The sequence below is a fragment of the Arthrobacter sp. Sr24 genome (assembly GCF_054511175.1).
The window spans coordinates 44,264-67,334 of the sequence record NZ_JBTNDB010000007.1; the positions used below are offsets into that span (position 1 = coordinate 44,264).

At 58.2% G+C, this 23,071-nt stretch carries 19 protein-coding genes; 6 read left to right on the forward strand and 13 right to left on the reverse strand.

Going from position 1 to position 23,071, the window contains the following annotated elements; all coding sequences use genetic code 11:
- The first annotated feature begins 7 nt into the window (after window positions 1-7).
- Window positions 8-1,171: an alpha/beta hydrolase gene (locus ACX80D_RS06825; RefSeq protein WP_459321896.1), complete on the forward strand. Its 1,164-nt coding sequence runs from the start codon at window positions 8-10 to the stop codon at window positions 1,169-1,171.
- Window positions 1,172-1,192: 21 nt separating this feature from the next.
- Here the strand turns inward: ACX80D_RS06825 and ACX80D_RS06830 are convergent, their stop codons facing one another.
- From ACX80D_RS06830 to leuA, 3 genes are all read right to left on the reverse strand, one after another.
- Window positions 1,193-2,029 (reverse strand): isoprenyl transferase, encoded by an 837-nt coding sequence (locus ACX80D_RS06830; RefSeq protein ID WP_459321897.1) that lies wholly within the window; start codon window positions 2,027-2,029, stop codon window positions 1,193-1,195.
- A 10-nt stretch (window positions 2,030-2,039) separates the two neighbouring features.
- Window positions 2,040-2,792: a DNA repair protein RecO gene (recO, locus tag ACX80D_RS06835; protein ID WP_459321898.1), complete on the reverse strand. Its 753-nt coding sequence runs from the start codon at window positions 2,790-2,792 to the stop codon at window positions 2,040-2,042.
- A gap of 125 nt (window positions 2,793-2,917) precedes the next feature.
- Window positions 2,918-4,660, reverse strand: a complete 1,743-nt coding sequence (gene leuA, locus ACX80D_RS06840; RefSeq protein ID WP_459321899.1) for a 2-isopropylmalate synthase — start codon at window positions 4,658-4,660, stop codon at window positions 2,918-2,920.
- 330 nt (window positions 4,661-4,990) lie between these two features.
- Here leuA and ACX80D_RS06845 point away from each other — a divergent pair, with 330 nt between their 5' ends.
- Window positions 4,991-6,955 (forward strand): M13 family metallopeptidase, encoded by a 1,965-nt coding sequence (locus ACX80D_RS06845; RefSeq protein ID WP_459321900.1) that lies wholly within the window; start codon window positions 4,991-4,993, stop codon window positions 6,953-6,955.
- Window positions 6,956-7,094: 139 nt separating this feature from the next.
- Here the strand turns inward: ACX80D_RS06845 and ACX80D_RS06850 are convergent, their stop codons facing one another.
- The 5 genes from ACX80D_RS06850 to ACX80D_RS06870 form a co-directional block, all read right to left on the reverse strand.
- Window positions 7,095-8,696, reverse strand: coding sequence for an LCP family protein (locus tag ACX80D_RS06850; RefSeq protein WP_459321901.1), 1,602 nt, complete (start codon window positions 8,694-8,696; stop codon window positions 7,095-7,097).
- A 183-nt stretch (window positions 8,697-8,879) separates the two neighbouring features.
- The gene (era, locus tag ACX80D_RS06855) at window positions 8,880-9,845 is read right to left on the reverse strand and encodes a GTPase Era (RefSeq protein ID WP_459321902.1); all 966 of its coding nucleotides are present in this window, start codon (window positions 9,843-9,845) and stop codon (window positions 8,880-8,882) included.
- Window positions 9,838-11,226 carry a hemolysin family protein gene (locus ACX80D_RS06860; protein WP_459321903.1) on the reverse strand — a complete coding sequence of 463 codons (1,389 nt, stop codon included), beginning with the start codon at window positions 11,224-11,226 and terminating at the stop codon, window positions 9,838-9,840. Before ACX80D_RS06860 ends, era begins: the two co-directional genes overlap by 8 nt.
- Window positions 11,223-11,696, reverse strand: a complete 474-nt coding sequence (gene ybeY / locus ACX80D_RS06865; protein ID WP_459321904.1) for an rRNA maturation RNase YbeY — start codon at window positions 11,694-11,696, stop codon at window positions 11,223-11,225. The genes ACX80D_RS06860 and ybeY overlap by 4 nt, the downstream gene beginning before the upstream one ends.
- The gene (locus ACX80D_RS06870) at window positions 11,693-12,766 is read right to left on the reverse strand and encodes a PhoH family protein (protein WP_459321905.1); all 1,074 of its coding nucleotides are present in this window, start codon (window positions 12,764-12,766) and stop codon (window positions 11,693-11,695) included. Before ACX80D_RS06870 ends, ybeY begins: the two co-directional genes overlap by 4 nt.
- A 400-nt stretch (window positions 12,767-13,166) precedes the next feature.
- Here ACX80D_RS06870 and ACX80D_RS06875 point away from each other — a divergent pair, with 400 nt between their 5' ends.
- Window positions 13,167-14,165: a GerMN domain-containing protein gene (locus ACX80D_RS06875; RefSeq protein WP_459321906.1), complete on the forward strand. Its 999-nt coding sequence runs from the start codon at window positions 13,167-13,169 to the stop codon at window positions 14,163-14,165.
- Window positions 14,166-14,393: 228 nt separating this feature from the next.
- Here ACX80D_RS06875 and ACX80D_RS06880 read toward each other — a convergent pair whose 3' ends face one another.
- The 3 genes from ACX80D_RS06880 to hrcA are packed head-to-tail and all read right to left on the reverse strand — an operon-like array spanning window position 14,394 to window position 17,425.
- A complete protein-coding gene (locus ACX80D_RS06880; RefSeq protein WP_459321907.1) occupies window positions 14,394-15,230 on the reverse strand; it encodes a 16S rRNA (uracil(1498)-N(3))-methyltransferase in 837 nt (278 codons plus the stop codon).
- Window positions 15,231-15,235: 5 nt separating this feature from the next.
- Window positions 15,236-16,378, reverse strand: coding sequence for a molecular chaperone DnaJ (dnaJ, locus tag ACX80D_RS06885; RefSeq protein ID WP_459321908.1), 1,143 nt, complete (start codon window positions 16,376-16,378; stop codon window positions 15,236-15,238).
- A 33-nt stretch (window positions 16,379-16,411) separates the two neighbouring features.
- Window positions 16,412-17,425, reverse strand: coding sequence for a heat-inducible transcriptional repressor HrcA (gene hrcA, locus ACX80D_RS06890; protein ID WP_459321909.1), 1,014 nt, complete (start codon window positions 17,423-17,425; stop codon window positions 16,412-16,414).
- Between the two features lie 320 nt (window positions 17,426-17,745).
- Here hrcA and ACX80D_RS06895 point away from each other — a divergent pair, with 320 nt between their 5' ends.
- Together ACX80D_RS06895 and ACX80D_RS06900 are read left to right on the forward strand one after the other, a co-directional pair.
- On the forward strand, window positions 17,746-18,609 hold the full coding sequence (locus tag ACX80D_RS06895) for a DUF3097 domain-containing protein (protein ID WP_459321910.1): 864 nt from the start codon (window positions 17,746-17,748) through the stop codon (window positions 18,607-18,609).
- 56 nt (window positions 18,610-18,665) lie between these two features.
- Entirely contained in the window at window positions 18,666-19,094 is a 429-nt protein-coding gene (locus ACX80D_RS06900; RefSeq protein WP_459321911.1) for a DUF4870 domain-containing protein, read from the forward strand.
- A 74-nt stretch (window positions 19,095-19,168) separates the two neighbouring features.
- On the opposite strand, the gene hemW is transcribed toward ACX80D_RS06900, so the two are convergent.
- Both hemW and lepA read right to left on the reverse strand, forming a co-directional pair.
- On the reverse strand, window positions 19,169-20,398 hold the full coding sequence (gene hemW, locus ACX80D_RS06905; protein WP_459321912.1) for a radical SAM family heme chaperone HemW: 1,230 nt from the start codon (window positions 20,396-20,398) through the stop codon (window positions 19,169-19,171).
- Window positions 20,395-22,251, reverse strand: a complete 1,857-nt coding sequence (lepA, locus tag ACX80D_RS06910; protein WP_181036138.1) for a translation elongation factor 4 — start codon at window positions 22,249-22,251, stop codon at window positions 20,395-20,397. Before lepA ends, hemW begins: the two co-directional genes overlap by 4 nt.
- 177 nt (window positions 22,252-22,428) lie before the next feature.
- Between lepA and ACX80D_RS06915 the strand changes: the two genes are divergently transcribed.
- Entirely contained in the window at window positions 22,429-23,028 is a 600-nt protein-coding gene (locus tag ACX80D_RS06915) for a type II toxin-antitoxin system PemK/MazF family toxin (RefSeq protein WP_459321913.1), read from the forward strand.
- Window positions 23,029-23,071 lie beyond the last annotated feature (43 nt).

A 23,071-nucleotide genomic window follows, 5' to 3' on the forward strand; every position in this document is an offset into this window, starting at 1 on the left:
TCGATGAATGAACAATAGCCACAGCGAAGTTACGTGGGTCCAAGATATTCTGGGCCCCGATTACCAAGCAACCACCCTGATGGTGCAGACCCGCGAACAGAAGGTTGCAGAGCACGCGCGCGCTGAGACCGGCACTGCTCCGAAAGACTCAAAGTCTCAAAGTGGTCCGCAACAAGTAAGCGCTGACAAACTCCCGGTTGCGGAAATTGTTCGCGAGTCCAATGCTGACGAAAGTATTTTGGCAGGCCATCAGTACAGAGCCACCTTGGTCCGACACCGTCCGCTGGAGCAAAAAGGCACGCGTGAGCAAGCAGAAGACGGAGCGCAACCTCACTCTGCTATCCCGGTCCTCTTCATCCACGGGTGGAGCGACTATTTCTACAACACCGGGTTAGCCGAATTTTTTACGGTGCGGGGCTATGACTTCTATGCCCTTGACCTCCATAATCATGGGCGCAGCTTGGACTCACTTGAGATGGGCGGATATGTGGCCGATCTGGCCGACTACGACGCCGAGATCCTCGCCGCGCACAGGGTCATCAGCGGCGGGCGTCCCATCATCTTGGTAGGCCATTCCACGGGTGGGCTTATCGCGACCTTGTGGGCTCACCATCACCCCGGTCTAGTCAGCCATCTGGTGCTCAACAGCCCGTGGTTGGAGATCCAGGGAGGGGCGGCCATCAGGCGCGCTGCAACTCCACTGGTGCAACTTGCTGATCTGCGTCCGCTGTTGCGCATGCGCGTGCCGGAGCGCTCGTTCTACTGGCGCGGCATCAGCAATCAGGCGTATGGCGAATGGGCTGTCGATAAGGCTCTGCGTCCGCCTCACGCCTTTCCTGTGCGGGCCGGGTGGATGAAGGCTATCTTGGCTGCCCAGCAGGAGGTCGCTACCGGGTTAAAACTTCCCATGCCAATTCTGGTGTTGCTCTCTTCCAAGAGCATGCTCGGTCCCGTGTGGAGTGATCAAATGCTGCAGGCCGATGTGGTTCTGGATGTCCGGTCTTTAGCCGTGCGGACCCTCTCCTTGGGTAACTCCGTTACGTTGGAAAGGATCGACGGCGCCCTGCACGAGGTGTTCTTGTCCCGGCTACCCGTCCGCGAAGACGCCTACGCCAAATTAGCTCGCTGGCTGCACGGGTACGTAACCCCAAATTTAACTACTCCGAGTTAAATAAATATCGTTCAGTCAAGTTCAGGCCTGTGCGGTGGCGTCAACTGCTCCGCCGTAACGGCGGTCCCGACGGGCATACTCGTCCACTGCAGCCCACAAAGTCAGCCGGTCCACATCTGGCCACAGGGTATTCATGAAGACAAACTCCGCATAGGCCGACTGCCACAGCAGGAAATTGGAGAGTCGCTGTTCGCCGCTGGAGCGTAGGAACAGATCCACATCCGGCACATCCGGTGTGTACATGTATTTCTGCAGCGTCTTTTCACTGACTTGCTTAGGGCTGAGCCTCCCGGCCGTCACGTCTGTTGCCAAGGCCGTCACAGCATCTGCAATCTCAGCTCGGCCACCGTAGTTAACACACATGGTCAACGTAATCACGTCGTTATCCTTGGTGTGCTCCTGGGCCGTTTCCAATTCCTTGATAACCGAGCCCCACAGTTTAGGTCGGCGTCCGGCCCAGCGAATCCGCACGCCCCAAGCGTCCAATTGATCACGTTGGCGTCTTAATACATCCTTGTTAAAACCCATAAGGAAGCGAATCTCCTCGGGCGACCGCTTCCAATTCTCCGTGGAAAAGGCGTAGACACTAACGTACTTAATGCCCATTTCTATGGCCCCGGCCATGACATCCAGCAATGCCGGTTCCCCCGCTTTATGCCCCTCTACGCGCGGCAAGCCACGCTGATTGGCCCACCGACCATTGCCGTCCATAACAATGGCAACATGCTCAGGGATAAGCTCCCTCGGGATGGCAGGAACCGCCGCTCCCGAGGCATGCGGCCACGGTGCCACAACAGGTGGCTTGGCAGCACTGCGACTGCTCTTGGACCGGCTGTTCTTTTTTCCGCTAAGCTCCATTGCCATCTTCCTAAACACGCTCTACAAGTTTGAGGGAACGCACAGTGCGTTCCAAATGCCATTGCACATATCCAGCCACGAGTCCGGCAGCCTCACGCCGGTGAATGGTCAAGGAGCCATCTGCACCAGCCCAATTGCCACTCAACAGTTGACCCAATAACGCCATGGTCTCCGGAGCCGGTGCGGCCGATCCCGGCGGCCGGCACTCGTGGCAGACAGCCCCACCGAGAGACACATTGAAAGCACCGTGCGGACCGGGTTCACCGCAGCGTGCGCAATCAGAGAAACTGGGCGCCCACCCAGCAATCGATACTGCACGCAACAGATACGAATCAAGAATCAGTTCAGGCGCATGAGCGCCTCGGCTGAGGGCAGCCAACGCACCCACGAGCAGCAGATAGTGGGCTGTAGAGGTTTCCCCATCAATGTCAGTGAGCCGCTCCGCCGTTTCAGCCATGGCGGCAGCAACTACATACCGGTCATAGTTCGCGGCAATGGCATCCCCGTAGCTGGCTCTAGCAACAGCCTGTGTGACGATGTCCAGAGAGCGGCCTTTGACCAGCTGCAAATCTGCCACCATAAACGGTTCCAAGCGGGCACCGAACTTACTGCTGGTACGCCGCACACCCTTGGCCACTGCCCGCAGCTGCCCATGGTGGTGGGTCAAGAGGGTGATGATTCGATCTGCCTCGCCCAATTTATGGGTACGTAGGATGACGGCGTCATCTCTGTAGGTACGGGAAGCAAACGATTGATTGGACACTCCCCCATTCTCCCATCTTTGCCCACCGAAGGGGTCCAAACCGCGCCGGTAATAACAACACCCGGCACCAAGCCTGTCTAGGGCCGGTGCCGGGTGTTCCATAGAACAAGTCCAGTCGGTGCGGACTAGCCGTTCTTGACATCCCGGATCGCACGGTTGACAGCCGAAATGACGGCCTTCAGTGAGGACGTCGAGGTGTTAGCGTCAATGCCCACGCCCCACAGCACTCGTTCGCCGACGGCACATTCCACAAAGGCTGCGGCACGGGCGTCGCCGCCTTCGGACAACGCGTGCTCGGAGTAATCCAGCACTCGGACATCAACGCCGTCCTCTGCAAGAATGGCCAACAGGGCTGCGATAGGACCGTTGCCGGTACCTGTCCGCGTATGAATCGTGCCATCAATGCTGACCTTGGCGGTGAGGCTCATCTCACCGTCGTCATCCGTGGAGGTTGAGAACGAACCAATACGGTACCGGCCCCACTGGGCGTCAGTGTCCTCGGCCGGCAGGTACTCATCCTTGAAGATGGTCCAGAGTTCGGTGGCACTGACTTCCCCGCCCACCGTGTCGGTGCGCTGCTGGATGACACCGGAGAATTCGATCTGAGCGCGGCGCGGCAGATCCAGACTGTGCTCGTTTTTGAGCAGGTACGCCACGCCGCCTTTGCCGGACTGGGAGTTGACGCGGATAACTGCTTCGTAGCTGCGGCCCAGATCCTTCGGATCAACGGGCAGGTACGGAACAGCCCAGGTGTGCTGGTCCACGCTGGTGCCGGCTGCTGCTGCGTCGGCTTCCATGGCGTCGAAGCCCTTTTTGATGGCGTCCTGGTGTGAGCCGGAGAATGCGGTAAAGACCAGATCGCCGCCGTAGGGAGAACGCTCAGGAACCGGCAACTGGTTGCAGTATTCCACCGTGCGTCGAATTTCATCAATGTCGGAGAAGTCGAGCATGGGATCGATGCCTTGGGTAAACATGTTCAGTCCCAGAGTCACCAGGTCCACGTTGCCGGTACGCTCTCCGTTGCCAAACAAGCAACCTTCGATCCGGTCTGCTCCTGCCAAATAACCCAATTCCGCTGCGGCAACACCTGTTCCGCGGTCATTGTGGGGGTGCAGGGACAGCACAATGCCTTCGCGCGGGTGCAGATTACGGCTCATCCACTCAATGGAATCCGCGTAGACATTGGGGGTTGCCATTTCCACCGTTGCCGGCAGGTTCATGATGACCTGGTTGTCAGCAGAAGCTTCGAAAATCTCTGCGATGGCGTTACACACGCGCAGCGCGTATTCCGGTTCGGTGCCTGTGAAGGACTCCGGTGAGTACTCATACGTGATCTTCGTGTCAACGAGAGTCTCTTCATATTTCTTGCACAGGCGGGCGCCCTGCAAGGCAATGTCCAAGATGCCATCTTCGTCTTGGTTGAACACCACACGTCGCTGCAGCACAGAGGTGGAGTTGTACAGGTGAACGATGGCCTGCTTGGCACCCTGCAACGACTCGTAAGTGCGCTCAATCAGGTGCTCACGGGCCTGCGTCAGGACCTGGATCGTGACGTCATCGGGGATGTGGCCGCCTTCGATCAGTTGGCGTACAAAATCAAAGTCAGTCTGTGAAGCGGACGGGAAGCCAACTTCAATTTCCTTGAAGCCCATCTTGACGAGCAACGCAAACATCTTCATTTTGCGCCCTGGGCTCATGGGGTCGATGAGCGCCTGATTTCCGTCCCTCAGGTCAACGGCGCACCAGCGCGGGGCCTTCGTGATGGTCTTGTCCGGCCAGGTGCGGTCAGGCAGGCTGATGCTGATCTGGTCCTGGAAAGGAATGTAGCGGTGGACAGGCATTCCAGAGGGTTTTTGCGCATTTCGCATTGTGGGTGACCTTAATGTTGTTCAACGAAGGAGAGGCCGGCCAGGCAACACAAACACCGCAGCGAGGGTGGGCCATTGTCCGCGTTGATCACATCAACGGGTTCGAGGCCTCGCCGCGGCAGCTAAGAAGAAGCATTCCAGTGCGCACATTTTTACCCTAACACGGCACGTAGGATGAAGGTGAACGAACTCACCCGTGGGTTCGTTCACCTTGTAACAGTCCAACGTTTGCAGTTCATTTGCAGTTCATTGCCGCTCGAGAGAGCACGTCCTTGAGAAGCGTTGAACCACCCTGAATACCCGAACTCCCATGAAGAGGAACCGATTCATTTGACTCACTCCGGTATCAATCTCAGTCACATTGACCCGGGCACACGGCCCCAGGATGACCTATTTCTCCATGTCAACGGTGCCTGGCTGGAAGCGGAGGTGATCCCTGAGGACAGGGCACTCACCGGATCTTTCATCACCTTGCGCGATGAATCCGAAGACGCTGTCAAAGCCATCATTGAGCACGCTGGCACGGAGGCAGGCAACCCCGACGCCGCCAACCCCGCGTTGTCCGCCAAGATCGGTGCCCTGTATTCAGACTTCATGGATGAAGACGCCATCGAAGCCGCGGGCGCTGCTCCTTTGGCAGAGAAATTGCGCTCCATCGATTCGGCTGACTCCATTGAAGCCCTCGTCCGGCTAATGGGTGAGCTTGATCGAGCTGGCGGGAGCACCTTGTTCGGCGCCTATGTGAACAACGACGCCGGAAATCCGGACCGCGCGCTGCTGCACCTTTTCCAATCGGGCCTGGGCCTGCCGGACGAGTCCTACTATCGAGATGAGAAGTTCGCGGCGATCCGCACTTCCTATGTGGCACATGTACAGGCCATGTTGGAGTTGGCTGGAGTCGCTGACGCCGCCGCCAAGGCACCGCGCATCATGGAGTTGGAAACCGAAATTGCCGCCACCCATCTCGACAAGGTCTCGCTCAGGGACCCCCAGAAGACCTACAACCTCAAGAACCGCACTGAAGCTTTGGCTCTCTTGCCCGCCTTGGGGATCTGGTTGGATGCACTGGGTGTGACTGAAGAGCAAAGCAGCGAGATGGTAGTTGCAACACCAGAGTTCTTTAGTGGCCAGCAGCATCTCTTGGTGGCAGAGCGACTCGCCGATTGGCAGGCATGGTTAGCCATGCGCACCATCTCCAGTCTCGCGGGTTACTTATCCAAGGACTTTGTGGACACTAACTTTGCCTTCTACGGCACCACCCTTAGCGGCACCCCGGCCATCAGGGAACGCTGGAAGCGCGCCGTGGCTCTCGTTGAAGGAGTCCTGGGTGAGGCAGTAGGCCAGCTTTACGTTGCCAAACACTTCCCCGAGTCGCACAAAGCCCGGATGGAAGCCCTAGTAGCTAACCTGATTGAGGCGTATCGGAGCAGCATTGCCGATCTTGCGTGGATGAGCAGCGAAACCAAGGAAAAGGCGCTGGAGAAGCTGGCCGCCTTCACCCCCAAAATTGGCTACCCTTCCACATGGCGCGACTATTCAACTCTGGAGATTGTAGAAGGCGAGCTGCTGGGCAACATTGAGCGCAGCAACGCGTTTGAGCTGGCCCGTCAGCTGGCGAAGATTGGCGCACCCATTGACCGCGAAGAGTGGCTGATGACCCCCCAGACGGTTAATGCCTACTACAACCCCACGATGAACGAAGTGGTCTTCCCGGCCGCCATCTTGCAACCACCATTCTTCGATGCGGAGGCCGACGACGCCGCAAATTATGGCGGAATAGGCGCCGTTATCGGTCACGAGATTGGTCACGGTTTCGATGACCAAGGTTCCCAGTTTGATGGCTCCGGTGCCCTGCGTAATTGGTGGACAGACGACGACCGTGCAGCTTTTGAAAACCTCACCCAGAAATTGGTGCAACAATACAACTCCTTGTCCCCCATGGCCGCCCCGGAAGAGTTCGTCAACGGTGAACTCACCTTGGGCGAGAATATTGGCGACCTTGGCGGTTTGGCGATCGGATACAAGGCCTATCAGCTCAGCCTTAACGGCAGCAGCTCACCCACCATTGATGGTCTGACAGGGGCTCAGCGTTTCTTCTACTCGTGGGCCGAATGCTGGCGCACCAAGATTCGTCACGAGGAAGCCGTGCGGCGTCTCACTGTTGACCCACACTCCCCCGCAGAGCTGAGGTGCAATGCAGTGGTTAGTAACTTGGACGCTTTCCATACGGCCTTCGGAACTACCGCCGATGATCAACTGTGGCTGGAGCCAGCAGACCGCGTAAGCATCTGGTAAGAAACTAGCGGACTAGAACGGGCCACAAGCATAGAAGGCTGGCACTGTTCGCGAAGAAATGTTTCGCGAACTGTGCCAGCCCTCTTTGTCTTCTTTTCGCGGACCAATGCTCCAGTTGCTCTGCTATCCAGTCAGTCTGCTAATACGTGTAGTAAAGCGGGTTAACCGTCATGCAGCCAGCATCTTCTTCGGCGGTGCTGGCCACGATGTTCTCGGGCACCACGATCGTGCCGTATTCCTGGCCAGAGACCCAATCAGCACCCACCACGAGACTGATGCCTGTCACCGTGGCATCAAACTGCACGGCTGCTGGAGGAAGCTTGAACTTCGTGGCCAAGTCTGCCGCCACATCGGCCATGTCAGCGCCGTACAGCAGCTGTGTCTCACTGACCGCGGGGACATCCCCTGCCTGCCACGCATTGCTAAACCCATCCGCAGCAAGGGCCTGCACCAGCTCAATCGAACGGCCAACAATTGCCGTGGCATTGACCACACTGATGGGCTGCAGGGCCTTTTCATACGCCGGAGCCTCGGGACTTTGGCTAGCGGCTGGAGTTTCAGCTGACGGACTGCTGGATGAGGTACTACCAGTGGGACTGGAAGTAGGTGTCGGCGAGGCGGTCAGGTCCGTGTCATGGCGCAAGGCCGCGAAGAATTGGCTAGCCTGCGGTTGTTGGAGTTGTACGCGATTATTGTCGGCCACGTACGGCTCAGTTGGAACCGTCACAAAGGACACTTTGGCGAGGTCGATCTTCGCGAGACGCGTAGCGATACTGATCATGGAGGGGATGCTGGCCAAGTTCTCATCGATCGTAAGGTTCTTCGTCACCACATCAGCTAGAGTGTACAGTCTGGGCAGATTGGTCAGCGTACCTTCACTCTTGACCTTACGCACCATCGATCCAAGGAAGTACTGCTGCGCCTTGATCCGGTCCAGATCCCCGGATTCACCGAAGGCATGGCGGGTCCTTAGGAAGGCTAGGGCTTGCTCTCCTTCAACCAGACTGTTGCCTTCTGGGAGTCGCAGGAAGGAACCGTTGTCGTCATACATTGCATGGTCGACACATACTTCGACCCCGCCCAGCGCTGTGGAGAGTTCTTTGACTGCAGTGAAGTCTGCCAACATGAAATGGTCAATGGTCAATCCGGTCATGTCATTGATCGCGGCAACGGTACAGCCAGGTCCGGCCTGCAATGCGCCATTGAGCTGTCCAGCGGGAGAACCGTAAACCGTCTCAGATGTTTTGGCCGAGACACAATCGGGAATGGGGACCACCAAATCTCGAGGGAAGCTAGTCACAGAGACCCGGCTATTGTCGGCGGAAATATCCATCAACAACATGACATCGGATTGTCCCGGTCCGGCGGAGTCCTCTTGAGTACCGTATTGGCTGTTCTTGCCGTCTCGGGTATCGGTTCCCAGAATCAGGATCTGCAAGGAACCGGTGTCTTCAATGGATGAACCATTGTTGGACCCGTTGGGCAGGCGTCCATCCAAGGGTGCTGTAGTGACATTACTCTGCAACTTATAGAACAACACCCCTGCCGTACCAACACCAATGACCAGAGCACTGCATAGTGTCAGTGCGGCAATGCGCAGCCAGAGCGGCGCTTTCTGGTGCGGGCGGTAGTGCCTACCAGCAGGCTCTACTGGGTTGATAACTCCGCTAGGGTGCTCAGGTCCACTCCGTGGGGTGCCAGCAGCCTTAGCTGCTCCCGTTTCGGCACGGCGTCGCCCCATGAACAAACCTTTCACTATGGATATTAACTCTCACGAGTTTAGCGGCGAAGACTGGGAACATCCCCAAAGCCACACGTTCGCCCAGTACGGAACACAAAAAAGTTGCGTGGCGGCCCATCAGACCGCCACGCCCACCATTCGAGTCACTAACCCCTACCTAGGGGCTAGCTTTAGCAACCCTGACTAGAAGCCCAACTTGACCAGTTGCTTCGGGTCACGCTGCCAGTCTTTGGCCACCTTGACATGCAGGTCCAGATAGATCTTGGTACCCAGCAGAGCCTCGATCCCCTTCCGAGCTGTGGTGCCAACGTCGCGCAGCCTAGCCCCACCCTTACCGATGATGATGGCTTTCTGAGACGGTCGTTCCACATAGAGGTTGACCCGCACATCCAACAACTGGTTGTCCTCGGTGCGTCCTTCTCGGGGCAGTATCTCTTCAACAACCACGGCCAGGGAGTGGGGCAGCTCGTCGCGGACACCTTCGAGAGCGGCCTCGCGGATCAGCTCGGCCACCATGATGGCTTCGGGCTCATCGGTGAGGTGACCATCGGGGTACAGAGCCGGAGAAACGGGCATGAACTCGGCAAGTACCCCTGCCAATGTTTCCACCTGGAAATCCTCTACGGCTGACACCGGGATGACGGCAGCAAAACCAGATTCGCCAAAGATTTCCCGTCCCAGTCGATCAACCGCAATGAGCTGGTCAGTGACGGCCTGACGGTCCACCGTGTCTGTCTTGGTCACAATGGCAATGACCGGCTTCTTGCCAACATTGGCCAGCTGTTGGGCGATAAACCTGTCACCGGGGCCAATCTTTTCATTGGCTGGGAGGCAGAAACCAATCACATCGACTTCGGCCAAAGTGTCGGCTACCAAATCGTTCAGGCGTTTGCCCAGCAAGGTACGCGGACGGTGCAGACCCGGGGTGTCCACGAGAACTAGTTGGAAGGTTTCCCGGTGGACCAGACCTCGGATGGTATGCCTGGTGGTTTGCGGCTTGGCTGAGGTGATGGCAACCTTTTGGCCTACCAAAGCGTTGGTCAGCGTTGATTTACCGGCATTTGGACGCCCGGCTAGAACAGCAAATCCTGCTCGGAAACCGTCGCCCTTGGGAGCAGGCATAGCCAGTTTCTTATTCGACTTACTCATGGTTGCTCCTAGTTTTTTGATCATTGGACACCTCGTCAAGAGGCGCAATAGCTTGTGTTTGTGTACTGATGCCAGTGTCCGTCTCCGGCGCTCTACTGGCAACAGTGTTGCTAGCAGGACTGTTGGTAGTGAAACCCTGGCTGGCGATCACGTGGCTGATGCGATTCCGCTGTGATTCTTTACGTTCTGCTTGCAAGGTCAGCCCGGACACCTCAACGGTGTCCCCCACCATGGGGATCCTGCCCAAATGCTTAGCGAGGAGACCACCTACGGTGTCCACTTCGTCGTCGTCCAGGTCTTTGCCGAACAGCTCACCCAGTTCATCGACAGCCATTCGGGCCGTGATCCTGAAGCGCCCTTCAGCAAGGGTTTGCACATCAGGGGACACTGAATCATACTCGTCTGCAATGTCACCAACGATTTCCTCAATGAGGTCCTCGAGCGTGACGAGTCCAGCCGTTCCACCGTATTCATCCACCACGATGGCCACGTGAGTGTGTTCTACCTGGAGTTCTTTCAGGAGCACATCCACCGGTTTGGACTCGGGAACATAACGGACATTTCGGGTGAGTTGTTCTACGGTGGGCTGGGTCTGCATCTCACTATTGCGGTGCAGGGTGGCCACGAGATCCTTCAAATACAGGATTCCGAGAATATGGTCAGTGCTCTCGCCAATGACCGGGATACGTGAGTACCCCGAGGTCAAGAAGGCGTCCAGAGCATTTTCTAGGGTGGCATCTTGTTCAATACTGAGGATGTCAGTGCGTGGAACCATGACCGCACGGACCATGGTTTCACCCATATCAATCACGCTGTGGATCAGTTCCGCTTCGTTGTCCTCAATCATGTCGGCTTCGCTGGCACGGTCTACGAATTCCCGGAACTCCTCTTCGCTGACAAATCCTTCGTCAGCTGCCGGAGCGTCCTTGGTCAAGGCCGCGCCAAGCCGGTTCAACCATTCCGGGATGGGTCCCAGAACACGGCGCAATAAGTGCACTAACCACGCGGTGCGCCCCACCAGGGCACCGGCGTGGAGCCGGCCCAAGCGCCGCGGTGAAACGCCCACAATCATGAACCCCAAAAAGGCCATGATGATGGTGGCAATGAGCCCGGCAATCCATTCATTCTCGAGAATGCGCACAAAAAAGATCGCCACGGCTACGGCCGCCGCCATCTCTGACCACACCCTCCAGAACTTCAGGGCATTCAGGTGCGCGAGCGGATCGCCCAGGACCTTATCCATGGAAGCGCCGCGCCGGTGCGCGGTGATCGTTTCTGAATCATGGCGGGGAAAGAAGCTCAACGCCGATTCAACGGCTGTCAGGAACGCGGCGATGACCGTGAACAGAATCCCCATGACAGGGAGAAAAACTAAGGTCACTGCGTGGTCTCCTGGGGGGCTTCCTTTCCTAGGAAGCCGGAAAGGAGTTCACGCTGGATACCGAACATCTCTTCTTTTTCCTCAGGTTCACGGTGGTCGTAACCCATCAGATGCAACATGCCGTGGGTGGTTAGCAGCAGCAGTTCCTCATCCATGGAGTGACCTGCGGCCACAGCCTGATCTTGGGCAACCGCCGGGCACAAGACAATATCGCCAAGCAGCCCAGCAGGAGTTGGGTCTCCCGCCGTCCCTGGACGGAGCTCATCCATAGGGAAGGACAACACGTCGGTGGGACCGGGCTCGTCCATCCATTCGATGTGGAGTTTCTCCATGGTTTCCAGATCCGCCAGAATCACCGAAACTTCGGTTTGCGGGTGCAGGTGCATGGCGGTGAGAATGTGCCGGATGAGCTTAACCAGCTCTTCTTCGGCTGCCTGAACACCAGACTCATTGTTGATTTCGATGCTCATCGTGACGTGCTGTCCTTCGGTGTCGTGGGGCTAGGATGGGCTTCATCCCAGCTGTTGTAGGCGCTGACTATTGCGCCTACAAGGCGGTGGCGCACCACATCAGTGGCGTCCAAAACGGCAAAGTGGATATCGTCAACGTCCTCGAGAATTTCCTTGACTACCCGCAGACCCGATTTTGTCCCAGAGGGCAGATCAACTTGGGTGATATCGCCAGTCACCACAATCTTGGAACCAAACCCCAACCGGGTCAGAAACATTTTCATCTGCTCCGGAGTAGTGTTTTGGGCTTCATCCAAAATAATGAAGGCATCGTTCAAAGTACGTCCGCGCATATAAGCCAGTGGCGCCACTTCAATGGTTCCGGCCGCCATCAGACGTGGAACCGTTTCTGGATCCAGCATCTCGTTCAGGGCGTCGTAAAGCGGGCGCAGGTACGGGTCAATTTTGTCGTAGAGGGTGCCTGGCAAGAATCCCAACCGTTCCCCGGCCTCTACTGCGGGGCGGGTGAGGATGATTCGGCTGACTTCCTTGTGCTGAAGAGCCTGGACTGCTTTGGCCATGGCCAAATAGGTCTTTCCAGTTCCAGCCGGACCGATGCCAAAGACCACGGTATTGCGGTCAATGGCGTCAACATAGTCCTTTTGATTCGCCGTTTTGGGCCGGATGGTGCGGCCCCGGCTGGACACGATGTCGTGGCTGAGGATATCGACAACAGAAACTTCAGGACGCGCTTTGAGCATTGCTACTAGTTGCTCCCAGATGTCCGCAGTCATAGGGCTGTTACGCGCCACCATGCCCCGGGCTTCTTCCAACAGGTGCATAATGCGTGGAACTACGGCGGCAGGGCCGGTGATGGTGAGCACGTTGCCGCGGGCCAGAAAAGAAATTCCGGGGTAAAGGTTTTCGACTATGCGCAAGCCTTCATCTTCGGCCCCCAGAGTGGCCACCATCTGCTCCGTGGAGCGGAAATGGACAAGCTCAGTGCGCGTGCCATCAACGGAGTAAGGGAAGCGGTGACCGGGCCCCTCATCGGGGACTTGACCACCGTGGTTTGCTGTTGTTTCTACCATAAGTCCGGCCCGTCGGGGCCTGAAATCTCTCCTTGGGTTTACCGGTATGCTCTACCGGAATTCCTTCGATATCTATGTGAAATCAATTCTAGTGCACACCCTGAGATTAGTACCGCCGCTAATACCTGAATTGTCACTGTTCTCCGTACATAGTTGGCGCTCTCTCTGCCCCTGTGGCGTTCCGCTTCGCCGTTGTGCAACTTTTTCCTTTATCAGCGTAGAAGTGTTTCGATACGGTTTCAGTTCTCGCCAACAGGCCAATTACAGCCCATCTGCACAGCCCCCTGTGCCAAGCTAGAAAGGGTTCAAAGCCTTGTGGGGATGCTTGGAACGACCCGATTCCGACCAGGAATGGGACCTGAAAACATCATCGTCAATAGAAACTGCGAGATAGCTCCCCATGTCTGCCTTCCATCCTGCGCCTAAACCCCGGATCGGCCCCTGCGCCGCCCGTGAGGCTCGGGCGCAGCGAAATGTGGATAAATTGCGCGCCGTCGACAAGATTGCCATTGTCGCTTTGTCGTTGTCACTGCTCCTAGGCGGCTGCACCTCGGGTGACGGCGGGAAGCCTCCCATGACGATGCCAGCCACGATGGCCTCGTCCTCGGCCGGTATGGTTACTAGTGCACCGTTGGAAACCGCCACAGCTTCTGAAACTTTGCCGGTCTACTGGTTGGGCCGCAGTAACGACGACGTGTTCCTCTACCGGGAATTCCGATCCTCAAATAGTGCCGATGAGCCGATCGTTTCCGCTCTGCGGACCATGATGAGCGGCAAACCCTTGGACCCAGACTATTTCTCGCTCTGGAACGAACCTTCACGATTGGGCGCGTCCATCTCTGCCAAAAACGTCATCACGATTGACGTCTCGTCTGACGCCTTCGGAGCAAAGGTCGACGCCGGCCTCGCGGAGCGTTCGATCTCGCAACTCATCTACACCGCCACGGCCGCTGCCGCGATGTCAGGTCTCGTTGACACCAGCACACCCATCCAGGTGTCCGTGCTGGTTGACGGGCACACCGGTTATAAAGCGTTCGGTCACGTCCCGCTGGACAAGCCAATGACCCGCAACCCCACCTTCGTGGCCCCCGTGTGGATCATAGACCCGAGCCATGGCACCACGTACAAAGACCTCCCTTTGAAGGTCACTGGTCAGGGCGTGTCCCCAACTGGCACCTTGGCATGGTCCTTGTCGCTCATGAAGGACGGTTCAGTGTCCGGGGAGTACCTCAGCGGGACCGTGAAGATTCCGCAGGGTCCCAACGAACTAGGCGAGTTCACCTTCAATTTGGTTCCTCCGCCTGGAACCTACCAGCTCTCGATTTTCATCGATGACCCTTTGCAGCCAGGACGTAAGATCGGGCTCGACACCAAACTCGTCACTATCGCTAACCCTTAAGGTACTAAGAGCTTTGGTGCTGCCGCGCTAATGGGCCCACGCGTCCGAGGGACCCGCGACGAGCCAGCAACTTGTGGAGGCCGTGCTGGGCCCACGCGTCCGAGGGACCCGCGACGAGCCAGCAACTTGTGGAGGCCGTGCTGGGCCCACGCGTCCGAGGAACCCGCGACGAGCCAGCAACTTGTGGAGGCCGTGCTGGGCCCACGCGTCCGAGGAACCCGCGACGAGCTAGCGAGTCGTGGGAGGACGTGGGGACCAGCGTCCCAGCTCTTGACTCAGAAGTACGACGGCGGCGGGTCCGGCAGTCGATGAGCGCAGGACATGGTGGCCCAAGAGTGCAGTTCGTGCCCCAGCTTTTGTGAACGCCTCAACTTCGGTAGCACTCATGCCACCTTCAGGGCCCACGATCATGACTACCTTTTGGGGCACCGCGGTTGTTGTACCGCTACCGTCGCCACTGACATCTCCTACTGGAAGCTCAGCCATCGAATCCTGCCATTGACGGGCAACTGCTGCCACCGAATCTGTGGCGTCTTCGTGCAAGATTAAGGCAAGATTGGCAGCTGCGATCTGTTCGCATACTCCTGCCGTTCCAAGCAGCGCGCCGACCTCCGGGATACTGGAACGCCGCGCTTGCTTGGCCGCCGCGGCAACGACCTGCCGCCACTTCTGTGGCCCTTTGACGGCTTTGTCCATCTTCCAGCGCACAATGGAACGCTCTGCCTGCCACGGCACCACCTCATCAATGCCAAGTTCTGTGGCCATTTCAATGGCCAGCTCATCCCGGTCTCCCTTGGCAAGTGCCTGGATCAAGGTGAAGGTAATGGGCTGAGCATCTTCATGGAGAACTTCCACGACCTGCACCGTCAGCAGCCCCTTCTCAGCGGTGCTGACGATGCAGGTCAAACGCAACCCTGCGCCGTCGCACAGGTCAACTGGCTCGCCCTGAGAGAGCCGCTTGACGGTGGTGGCGTGCCGGCCTTCGTCACCGCCGAGGGTGTAGCTCGAGCCGGGGAGAAGCCCGGCAAGCTCTGCGGGGTCGGCGAAGAAGACTGGATTACTCATGGCGCTTAGAGGTTGCCGAGCTTGTCACGCAGCTTGGCGAACATGCCTCCACTGGCGACAAGCTTTCCTTCGCTGAAGGTTTCCCCGCGCAGGGCGGCGAGCTGCTTCAAGAGAGCTTCCTGCTCGGCGTCGGGCTTGGTCGGTGTTTCCACGTGGACGTGCACCTTCAAGTCTCCGCGGCCGAATCCGCGCAGGTGGGTGACACCCAGGTTGCGCAGGTTGATGACTTCTCCAGCCTGGGTTCCAGGCTTGATGCTGATGGGCTGTTCGCCGTCGAAGGTTTCAAAGTTCAACTCGGTGCCCAACGCGGCAGCGGTCATGGGGACGCTGAGAGTAGCGTGCAGATCGTCGCCTTCACGCATGAAGTTCGGGTCGTTGTTGACCTTCATTTCCACATACAGATCGCCCGAGGGGCCGCCGGCGGGACCAGCTTCACCTTGATTGGCTAGCTGGATACGAGTGCCCGTGCCCACACCGGCAGGAACCTTAATGGTCAGGGTTCGGCGGTCGCGGACGCGGCCTTCGCCCATGCATTCGTTGCAGGGGTCAATGATCATGGTGCCGAAGCCCTGGCAGGAGTTGCAGGTGGCCAGCGTCATGACGTTGCCAAGAATGGAGCGCATGGGTCGCTGGACTTGGCCAGCACCGTGGCAAATATCGCAGGTGGTTGGTGAGGTACCCTGGCGGCAGCAGCTGCCTTCACAGGTGGGGCAGGTGATGGCTGTGTCGATTTCGAGCTTTTTGTTGACGCCGAACACCGCTTCGCGAAGTTCCACGCGCACAGTGATGAGGGCGTCTTGGCCACGGCGCATGCGTGATGCGGGACCGCGTCCGCCGCCACCGCCTCCGGAACCGCCGAAGAAGGTCTCAAAGATGTCTTGGAAGGCGAATCCTTCACCACCAAAGCCTCCACCGCCCCCGCCGCCAGCGTCGTTGCCGTTTTCATTGCCTGTGGTGTCGTAAACACGGCGCTTCTGCGGGTCCGACAGTACCTCGTAGGCGTGTGTGACGGCCTTGAAACGGTCCTGGGCATCCGGGGCGTCGTTGACGTCCGGATGTAACTTGCGGGCAAGTTTGCGGTAGGACTTCTTAATTTCCTCGGCCGTTGCGTCGCGGGCGACGCCCAATGCATCGTAATGGTTGCTCAAAGTGTTGCTTTCCTTTGTTGAATCGGTGGCCGTTTAGCCAGCCAAAATTCTCGATAAGTACTGGGCCACGGCGCGAACGCTGGCCATAGTGTTGGGGTAGTCCATCCGGGTAGGACCGACCACTCCGAGTTTGGCGTTTTCGCCACGCACGTAACTGGTGGCCACCACGGAAGCTTCTGCCAGGGAATCGTGCGGGTTTTCACGGCCAATGACCACAGCCATGCCCAACGAGTCCTGAGCCATTGCTTCCAGCAGCCGCAGCAGCACCACTTGTTCCTCCAGTGCGTCCAAGACGGGGCCAATGCTCAGGGGGAAGTCATTGTTGGAGCGGGCCAGATTAGCTGTCCCTGCCATGACGATGCGGTCTTCTCGAGCGTTGTGTGCCAGCAGTGCCAGTCCTTGGGCCAACCGGGCCGCCGCTGCCTGCTCTGTTGCCGGTACGTCCAGTGGAATCCTCACCACCGCTGCCGGAAGCTGGGCCACGGTCAATCCATTGAGGCTGGCCATGAAGACTCTTCGCAGATTAGCGAGGACCTCCTCATCCACGGCCGCGCCAAGGTCAATCACGTTTTGTTCCACTTTGCCCGAGGCTAGGATCAGCACCACCAGCACTCGGTGGGCTGCCAACGAAACGAACTCGATGTGCCGCACCGTGGATGCAGTAGTGCGCGGGTACTGAACTACTGCAACTTGGTTGGTCAGCTGTGCCAGCGTTCGAACTGTGCGTTCCAAGACGTCGTCAAGATCAGTTGGACCGTCCAGTAACACGGAGATAGCGCGCCGCTCGGCGGCTGAAAGTGGCTTCACCGATGCCAGCTGGTCCACGAAAAGACGGTAGCCCTTGTCAGTGGGGATACGCCCGGAACTGGTGTGCGGAGCGGTAATCAGCCCCTCCTCTTCCAAAGCGGCCATGTCATTGCGGATGGTGGCACTGGAGACGCCCAGATGATGCCGTTCCACTAACGCTTTGGAGCCAACAGGCTCACGTGAATGCACATAGTCTTCGACAATAGCCCGCAGAACTTCCAATCTCCGAGGTTCACTCATTCTCAGCACCTCCTTTCCGCCATCGCATCTTCACTGCATGTTCTTTACTGCATGTTCTTTGGATCGTCACCGCATCCGGCCGTTAAAAGGCACGCCCGGTGGCTCCTGATAGCTTTTCTATTAGCACTCTACCCAACCAAGTGCTAAGTCTAATACTTTTTCCAAGCACTTACCCCTGGCTTATTCACACCCTGCCCACACACGCCATGCCCCCATACGGCACGTGCCACAAGGCTAGGCACAGCACGCGATAGCATGGCTTTTCACCCTGCAGCGTTCGCCATGAGCGTTGCCTTGAGCACCAAAAGTCAGGTTCTTGCATGCATTTCAATGACGTACCTCACCATCAGTGGGGTCCCCAAGATCTCAGTGCCCCACCCGAACGAGTGCTGCCCAAGGTGGAGGCCCGTTCCGGGCTTGTTGTTGAAGACGTGCAAACGGGCTGGGTGGGAGCTGTGGTGCGTCTTGAGAAATCCGGGGGCATGCACATTGTGGAACTTGCCGATCGGCGCGAGAAGATCCGGGCCTTCCCTCTCGGATTCGGCTTCCTGCTCGAAGGCGAGCCAGTGGAACTCATCGCGCCAACGGTGGCGGCAACCAAAAAGACCCTGCGCACCGCCTCAGGATCGGTCAAGGTCACGGGCGACCGCGCCAAGGTCGCTAAGGCCAGCCGCATCTGGGTGGAGGGCAAGCACGACGCCGAACTCGTCGAGAAAGTCTGGGGAGACGATCTGCGGGTGGAAGGAATCGTTGTAGAACCGCTTCGAGGCATTGATGACCTAGCGGCCGCCGTGGCCGACTTCGGCCCCGGCCCGAACCGTCGTTTGGGCATCCTTGTGGACCATTTGGTGTCTGGCTCGAAGGAAACACGGATTGTGGCCAATCTCATGCAGGACCCTCGGGTCAGGGCAAACGTCCTGGTCGTGGGCCACCCCTACGTCGATGTCTGGCAGGCCATCAAACCTGCCACTCTGGGAATCCCTGCGTGGCCGGTTATCCCGCGAACTATGGAGTGGAAGGCGGGAATCCTCCAAGCTTTTGGCTGGCCCCATACCACCGCCGAGGACGTTGGGTTAGGCTGGCGGCGATTGCTTTCCCGGGTGAGTTCATACTCTGATTTGGAACCCTCTCTCCTAGGCCGCGTCGAGGAAGTCATTGATTTCCTGACCGCACCAGTATCCTAGAGTGAGGGCCATGATCTATCACGCCCGTAGCTTCGCACGCTGAAAGGCCTGAAACTGTGAGCCAACCGGCCAACCAGAAGAACCAAAATAACCAAAATAACCAAAATAGCGGCAATGGTGACATACCCCTGCCGCCGCTCACACCGTCAGAAGACAAGCAGTGGGCTTTTATGTCCCATTGTGGCGGAATTCTTGGCTGTGTCCCGTCACTGTTGATTTACAAGTTCATGGCGCCCCGTGGCCGTTTCACGGCACAGGAATCCCAAGAGGCCCTGAACTTCACCTTGATCCCCACTCTTGTGGCAGTCCTGTTGAATATTACGGCTTTTGTGATTCACCTGATCAGCCCTGGATCCGGCACCATCTTCTCACTGCTAGCACTGCTAATCTGGGCTTTCTTGACAGTCTTCTCCATCATTGGCGCCGTGCGGGTCAACAACGGCCAGCCGTACCGCTACCCGTGGAATCCGCGCCTGATCAATTAATGCTTTTTCATGAGTTGCTGCATTAAGCACCGAAGGGGTCTAGCTCGCTGAGAGCTAGACCCCTTTTTTACCAGCTAATCCAGTAGCGCGCGAGTGACGGCGTCACCCAATAGCCGGCCCTTGAGAGTCAGCACCAGAGTACCGGCGAAGGCTTTCACCGGGTCAATGAGTTCTCCCGCAATGAGTCCAGCAACTGCCTTGCGGGCAGCCGGAGACAGCGTCGAAATCTCCAGGCCCTCATTCAACCTAGAGACCAGCATGATCCGTTCCAGCTCACGGGTATCAGCGTCGAGGGTTTCACGACCTGCTGCCGGGGAATCGCCGTTGTCGAGACGGTTTGCATAAGCCGTGGGGTGCTTGACGTTCCACCAGCGCACGCCACCCATGTGCGAGTGGGAGCCTGGCCCAATCCCCCACCAGTCATCCCCGCGCCAGTAGGCCAGGTTGTGCTGACATGCGTCTTGCGGTGTCCTGGACCAGTTACTGACCTCATACCAAGACAAACCTGCCTCTTGAAAGAGCCTGTCAGCTAGTTCATATTTGGCGGCGTGGTCGTCATCGTCAATATTGGGGACCTGACCGCGGCGAATCTGGGCAGCGAGCTTGGTGCCTTCCTCTACGATCAGGGAATAGGCAGAAATGTGGTCCGGCTCGTAACTCAACGCGGTGCGCACCGAGGTTTCCCAGTCCACGAAGCTCTCCCCCGGCGTCCCATAGATCAAATCAACGCTCACGCGCAGACCAACCTCACGCGCCCAAGCAACCGCCTGCGGGACCTTGTCCGGGTTATGGGTTCGGTCCAGCACTTTGAGCACGTGCGGTACAGCCGATTGCATGCCGAAGGATACGCGAGTGAATCCGCCGTCGAACAATTCTTGCAGAGACTCACGGGTAACCGAATCCGGGTTAGCCTCGGTGGTCACCTCGGCGCCATCCTCAATGCCCCACTGCTCAATGGCAGCGCCCAAGATGCTGGTGAGATCACTGGCCGGCAACAGAGTGGGTGTGCCGCCGCCAAAGAAGACTGTGCTCAGCTTCCTCGATGGAAGGCCCGAGGCCACCATGGCACGGGCAGCAAATTCCACCTCTCGCACAGCGGTTCCGGCGTAGGCATCCTGGGATGCGCCACCGCCGAGCTCAGTAGCCGTGTAGGTGTTGAAATCGCAGTAGCCGCAGCGCACAGCGCAAAAGGGAATGTGCGCGTACAGGCTAAATTTGCGGCTCGTCGCACCGACAGCGGCCTGCGCGGGCAGGACGCCGTCGGCCGGAGCCGGATCCCCGAGGGGTAGCGCAGAGGGTCTCACTTCTTTGCTTTGTCCTTGGGGGATTCACTGGTGGTCAAGGCGGCGATGAAGGCTTCCTGCGGGACTTCTACACGTCCCACCATCTTCATGCGCTTCTTACCTTCCTTCTGCTTTTCGAGGAGCTTGCGCTTACGCGAAATATCGCCACCGTAGCATTTGGCCAGAACGTCCTTGCGGATGGCGCGAATGCTTTCGCGGGCGATGATGCGTGCACCAATAGCTGCCTGAATGGGCACCTCGAATTGCTGGCGCGGGATGAGCTCACGCAGCTTGCCGGTCATCATGACACCGTAGGCGTAGGCCTTTTCGCGGTGCGTGATGGCGGAGAATGCGTCAACTTGTTCGCCCTGAAGAAGGATGTCGACCTTGACCAGATCGGCGACCTGATCGCCGTCGGCCTTCCAATCCAGTGAGCCGTAGCCCCGTGTCTTGGACTTCAAGATGTCAAAGAAGTCGAAGACAATTTCAGCCAGCGGCAGGCGGTAGCGGATCTCGACGCGGTCCTCGGAAAGGTAGTCCATGCCACCTAGAATGCCTCGGCGCGTCTGGCACAGCTCCATGATGGCGCCAACAAACTCGGTGGGAGCCAGAATGGTTGCGGCGACCATGGGCTCGCGGACTTCGGCAATCTTGCCCGAGGGGTATTCGCTGGGGTTGGTAACGTGCACAACCTTTTTGTCTTCCAACGTGACCTCGTACTCCACGTTGGGGGCAGTGGAGATCAAGTCCAGATTGTGTTCGCGTTCCAGGCGCTCACGGGTGATTTCCAAGTGCAACAAGCCCAGGAAGCCAACACGGAAACCGAAACCCAGCGCAGCCGATGTCTCGGGTTCGTAAATGAGCGCAGCATCATTGAGCATGAGCTTTTCCAGCGCGTCGCGGAGCACGGGGTAATCCGTACCGTCCATGGGGTACAGGCCGGAAAAGACCATGGGCTTGGCGTCGTGGTAACCGGCCAACGCTTCGGTGGCGGGCTTATGGAAGGTGGTGACAGTGTCACCAACCTTTGACAGGCGAACATCCTTCACACCCGTGATCAGGTAGCCCACCTCGCCCACACCCAAACCAGTGGAAGGCTTGGGTTCAGGCGAGCTGACACCGATTTCCAACAGCTCGTGCGTGGCGCGGGTGGACATCATCTGAATTTTTTCGCGCGGGCTCAGACTGCCGTCAATGACGCGGACGTAGGTGACCACGCCGCGGTAGGTGTCGTACACGGAGTCGAAGATCATGGCGCGTGCCGGAGCGTTTGGGTCACCCTTGGGTGCCGGCAGATCACGAACAATCTGATCCAACAGCTCTTCCACACCGGCCCCGGTCTTGCCGGACACCATCAACACATCCTCGGGCTTGCCACCGATGAGGTTGGCCAGCTCGGCAGCATACTTCTCAGGCTGCGCGGCCGGGAGATCAATCTTGTTCAAGACCGGAATGATGGTGAGGTTGTTCTCCATGGCCAAGTACAGGTTGGCCAGAGTCTGAGCCTCAATACCCTGCGCGGCATCCACCAGCAGGATGGCACCTTCGCAAGCGGCTAGAGAACGGGAAACTTCATAGGTGAAGTCAACGTGGCCCGGGGTGTCGATCATGTTGAGGCAGTATGCCGTGCCATCAACTTCCCACGGGATACGAACAGCCTGTGACTTGATGGTGATGCCGCGTTCGCGCTCAATGTCCATGCGGTCAAGGTATTGTGCCTTCATGTCACGCTGCTGAACCACTCCGGTGAGCTGGAGCATCCTATCGGCCAGGGTGGACTTGCCGTGGTCGATGTGGGCGATGATGCAAAAATTCCTGATGATCGCCGGATCGGTCTGGGCGGGCACCGGGGCAGTGCGGGCCATGGGTGACACTAGGGTTCCTTACTGTTGCATGAACGCAGGGATAACGGCTGATGCGCCGAACCGTGCAGGGGTTATGGCCGCGTGTTAGACAGGCGGACACTCATTGCCATCAAGTCTCCCACGTTTACCCCGCCACGGCAGAACGCACCACCCTCAAGAGCTCTGGTATTCGTTACCCTAGAAACCATGGCATCGACTTCCGAGCACATTTTCAAGTTCCTCCGGTCTCTGGCAGGGGCGCTTCTAAGCCCCAGGAAAACCTCCCCCAAAAGCAGGACCGGCCATAAGACATCGACTCCCAAGCCGTCTGGCTCCTCAAGCGCAAGACCAGCAGGCCGCCCCGCCGCCCGCCCGACGTCGGGCTCCCCCACCACCGGACTCAGCGCCCCTTACCCAGGAGACTTCCGCGGGACAGCCTCCGTGGCCTATTCCCCCAAGCCCGACGGCGCGGCGGACCCTGGTGAGATTGTGTGGACGTGGGTTCCCTATGAAGAAGACCACAGCCAAGGCAAGGATCGGCCCGTTCTCATTGTGGGCAAGTCCGGGAAATATCTGCTGGCTCTGATGATGACGAGTAAGGACCACGACAACAACCGTCGCGGCGACAACGACTACATCGATATTGGCTCCGGGTCCTGGGATAAGCAAGGACGGGACAGCGAAGTGAAGCTGAACCGAATTCTGCAGGTCTCCGCCCGTGATTTGCGCCGCGAAGGAGCCGTCCTCGAGAAGAAGCGGTTCAGCGCCGTAGCTACCGGTCTACGCCAGCGACACGGCTGGAAGTAAGCTGCGCGCGCTGACGGGCCAGTTGTGGGGCAAAATCTGATAA

Bases quoted from the DNA above. Each gene is read 5' to 3' on its own strand.
- ACX80D_RS06825 (WP_459321896.1), top strand. From the start codon at position 8: ATGAACAATAGCCACAGCGAAGTTACGTGGGTCCAAGATATTCTGGGC.
- ACX80D_RS06830 (WP_459321897.1), bottom strand. From the start codon at position 2,029: ATGGAGCTTAGCGGAAAAAAGAACAGCCGGTCCAAGAGCAGTCGCAGT.
- leuA (WP_459321899.1), bottom strand. From the start codon at position 4,660: ATGCGAAATGCGCAAAAACCCTCTGGAATGCCTGTCCACCGCTACATT.
- ACX80D_RS06850 (WP_459321901.1), bottom strand. From the start codon at position 8,696: ATGGGGCGACGCCGTGCCGAAACGGGAGCAGCTAAGGCTGCTGGCACC.
- era (WP_459321902.1), bottom strand. From the start codon at position 9,845: ATGAGTAAGTCGAATAAGAAACTGGCTATGCCTGCTCCCAAGGGCGAC.
- ybeY (WP_459321904.1), bottom strand. From the start codon at position 11,696: ATGAGCATCGAAATCAACAATGAGTCTGGTGTTCAGGCAGCCGAAGAA.
- ACX80D_RS06870 (WP_459321905.1), bottom strand. From the start codon at position 12,766: ATGGTAGAAACAACAGCAAACCACGGTGGTCAAGTCCCCGATGAGGGG.
- ACX80D_RS06875 (WP_459321906.1), top strand. From the start codon at position 13,167: ATGTCTGCCTTCCATCCTGCGCCTAAACCCCGGATCGGCCCCTGCGCC.
- ACX80D_RS06880 (WP_459321907.1), bottom strand. From the start codon at position 15,230: ATGAGTAATCCAGTCTTCTTCGCCGACCCCGCAGAGCTTGCCGGGCTT.
- hrcA (WP_459321909.1), bottom strand. From the start codon at position 17,425: ATGAGTGAACCTCGGAGATTGGAAGTTCTGCGGGCTATTGTCGAAGAC.
- ACX80D_RS06895 (WP_459321910.1), top strand. From the start codon at position 17,746: ATGCATTTCAATGACGTACCTCACCATCAGTGGGGTCCCCAAGATCTC.
- ACX80D_RS06915 (WP_459321913.1), top strand. From the start codon at position 22,429: ATGGCATCGACTTCCGAGCACATTTTCAAGTTCCTCCGGTCTCTGGCA.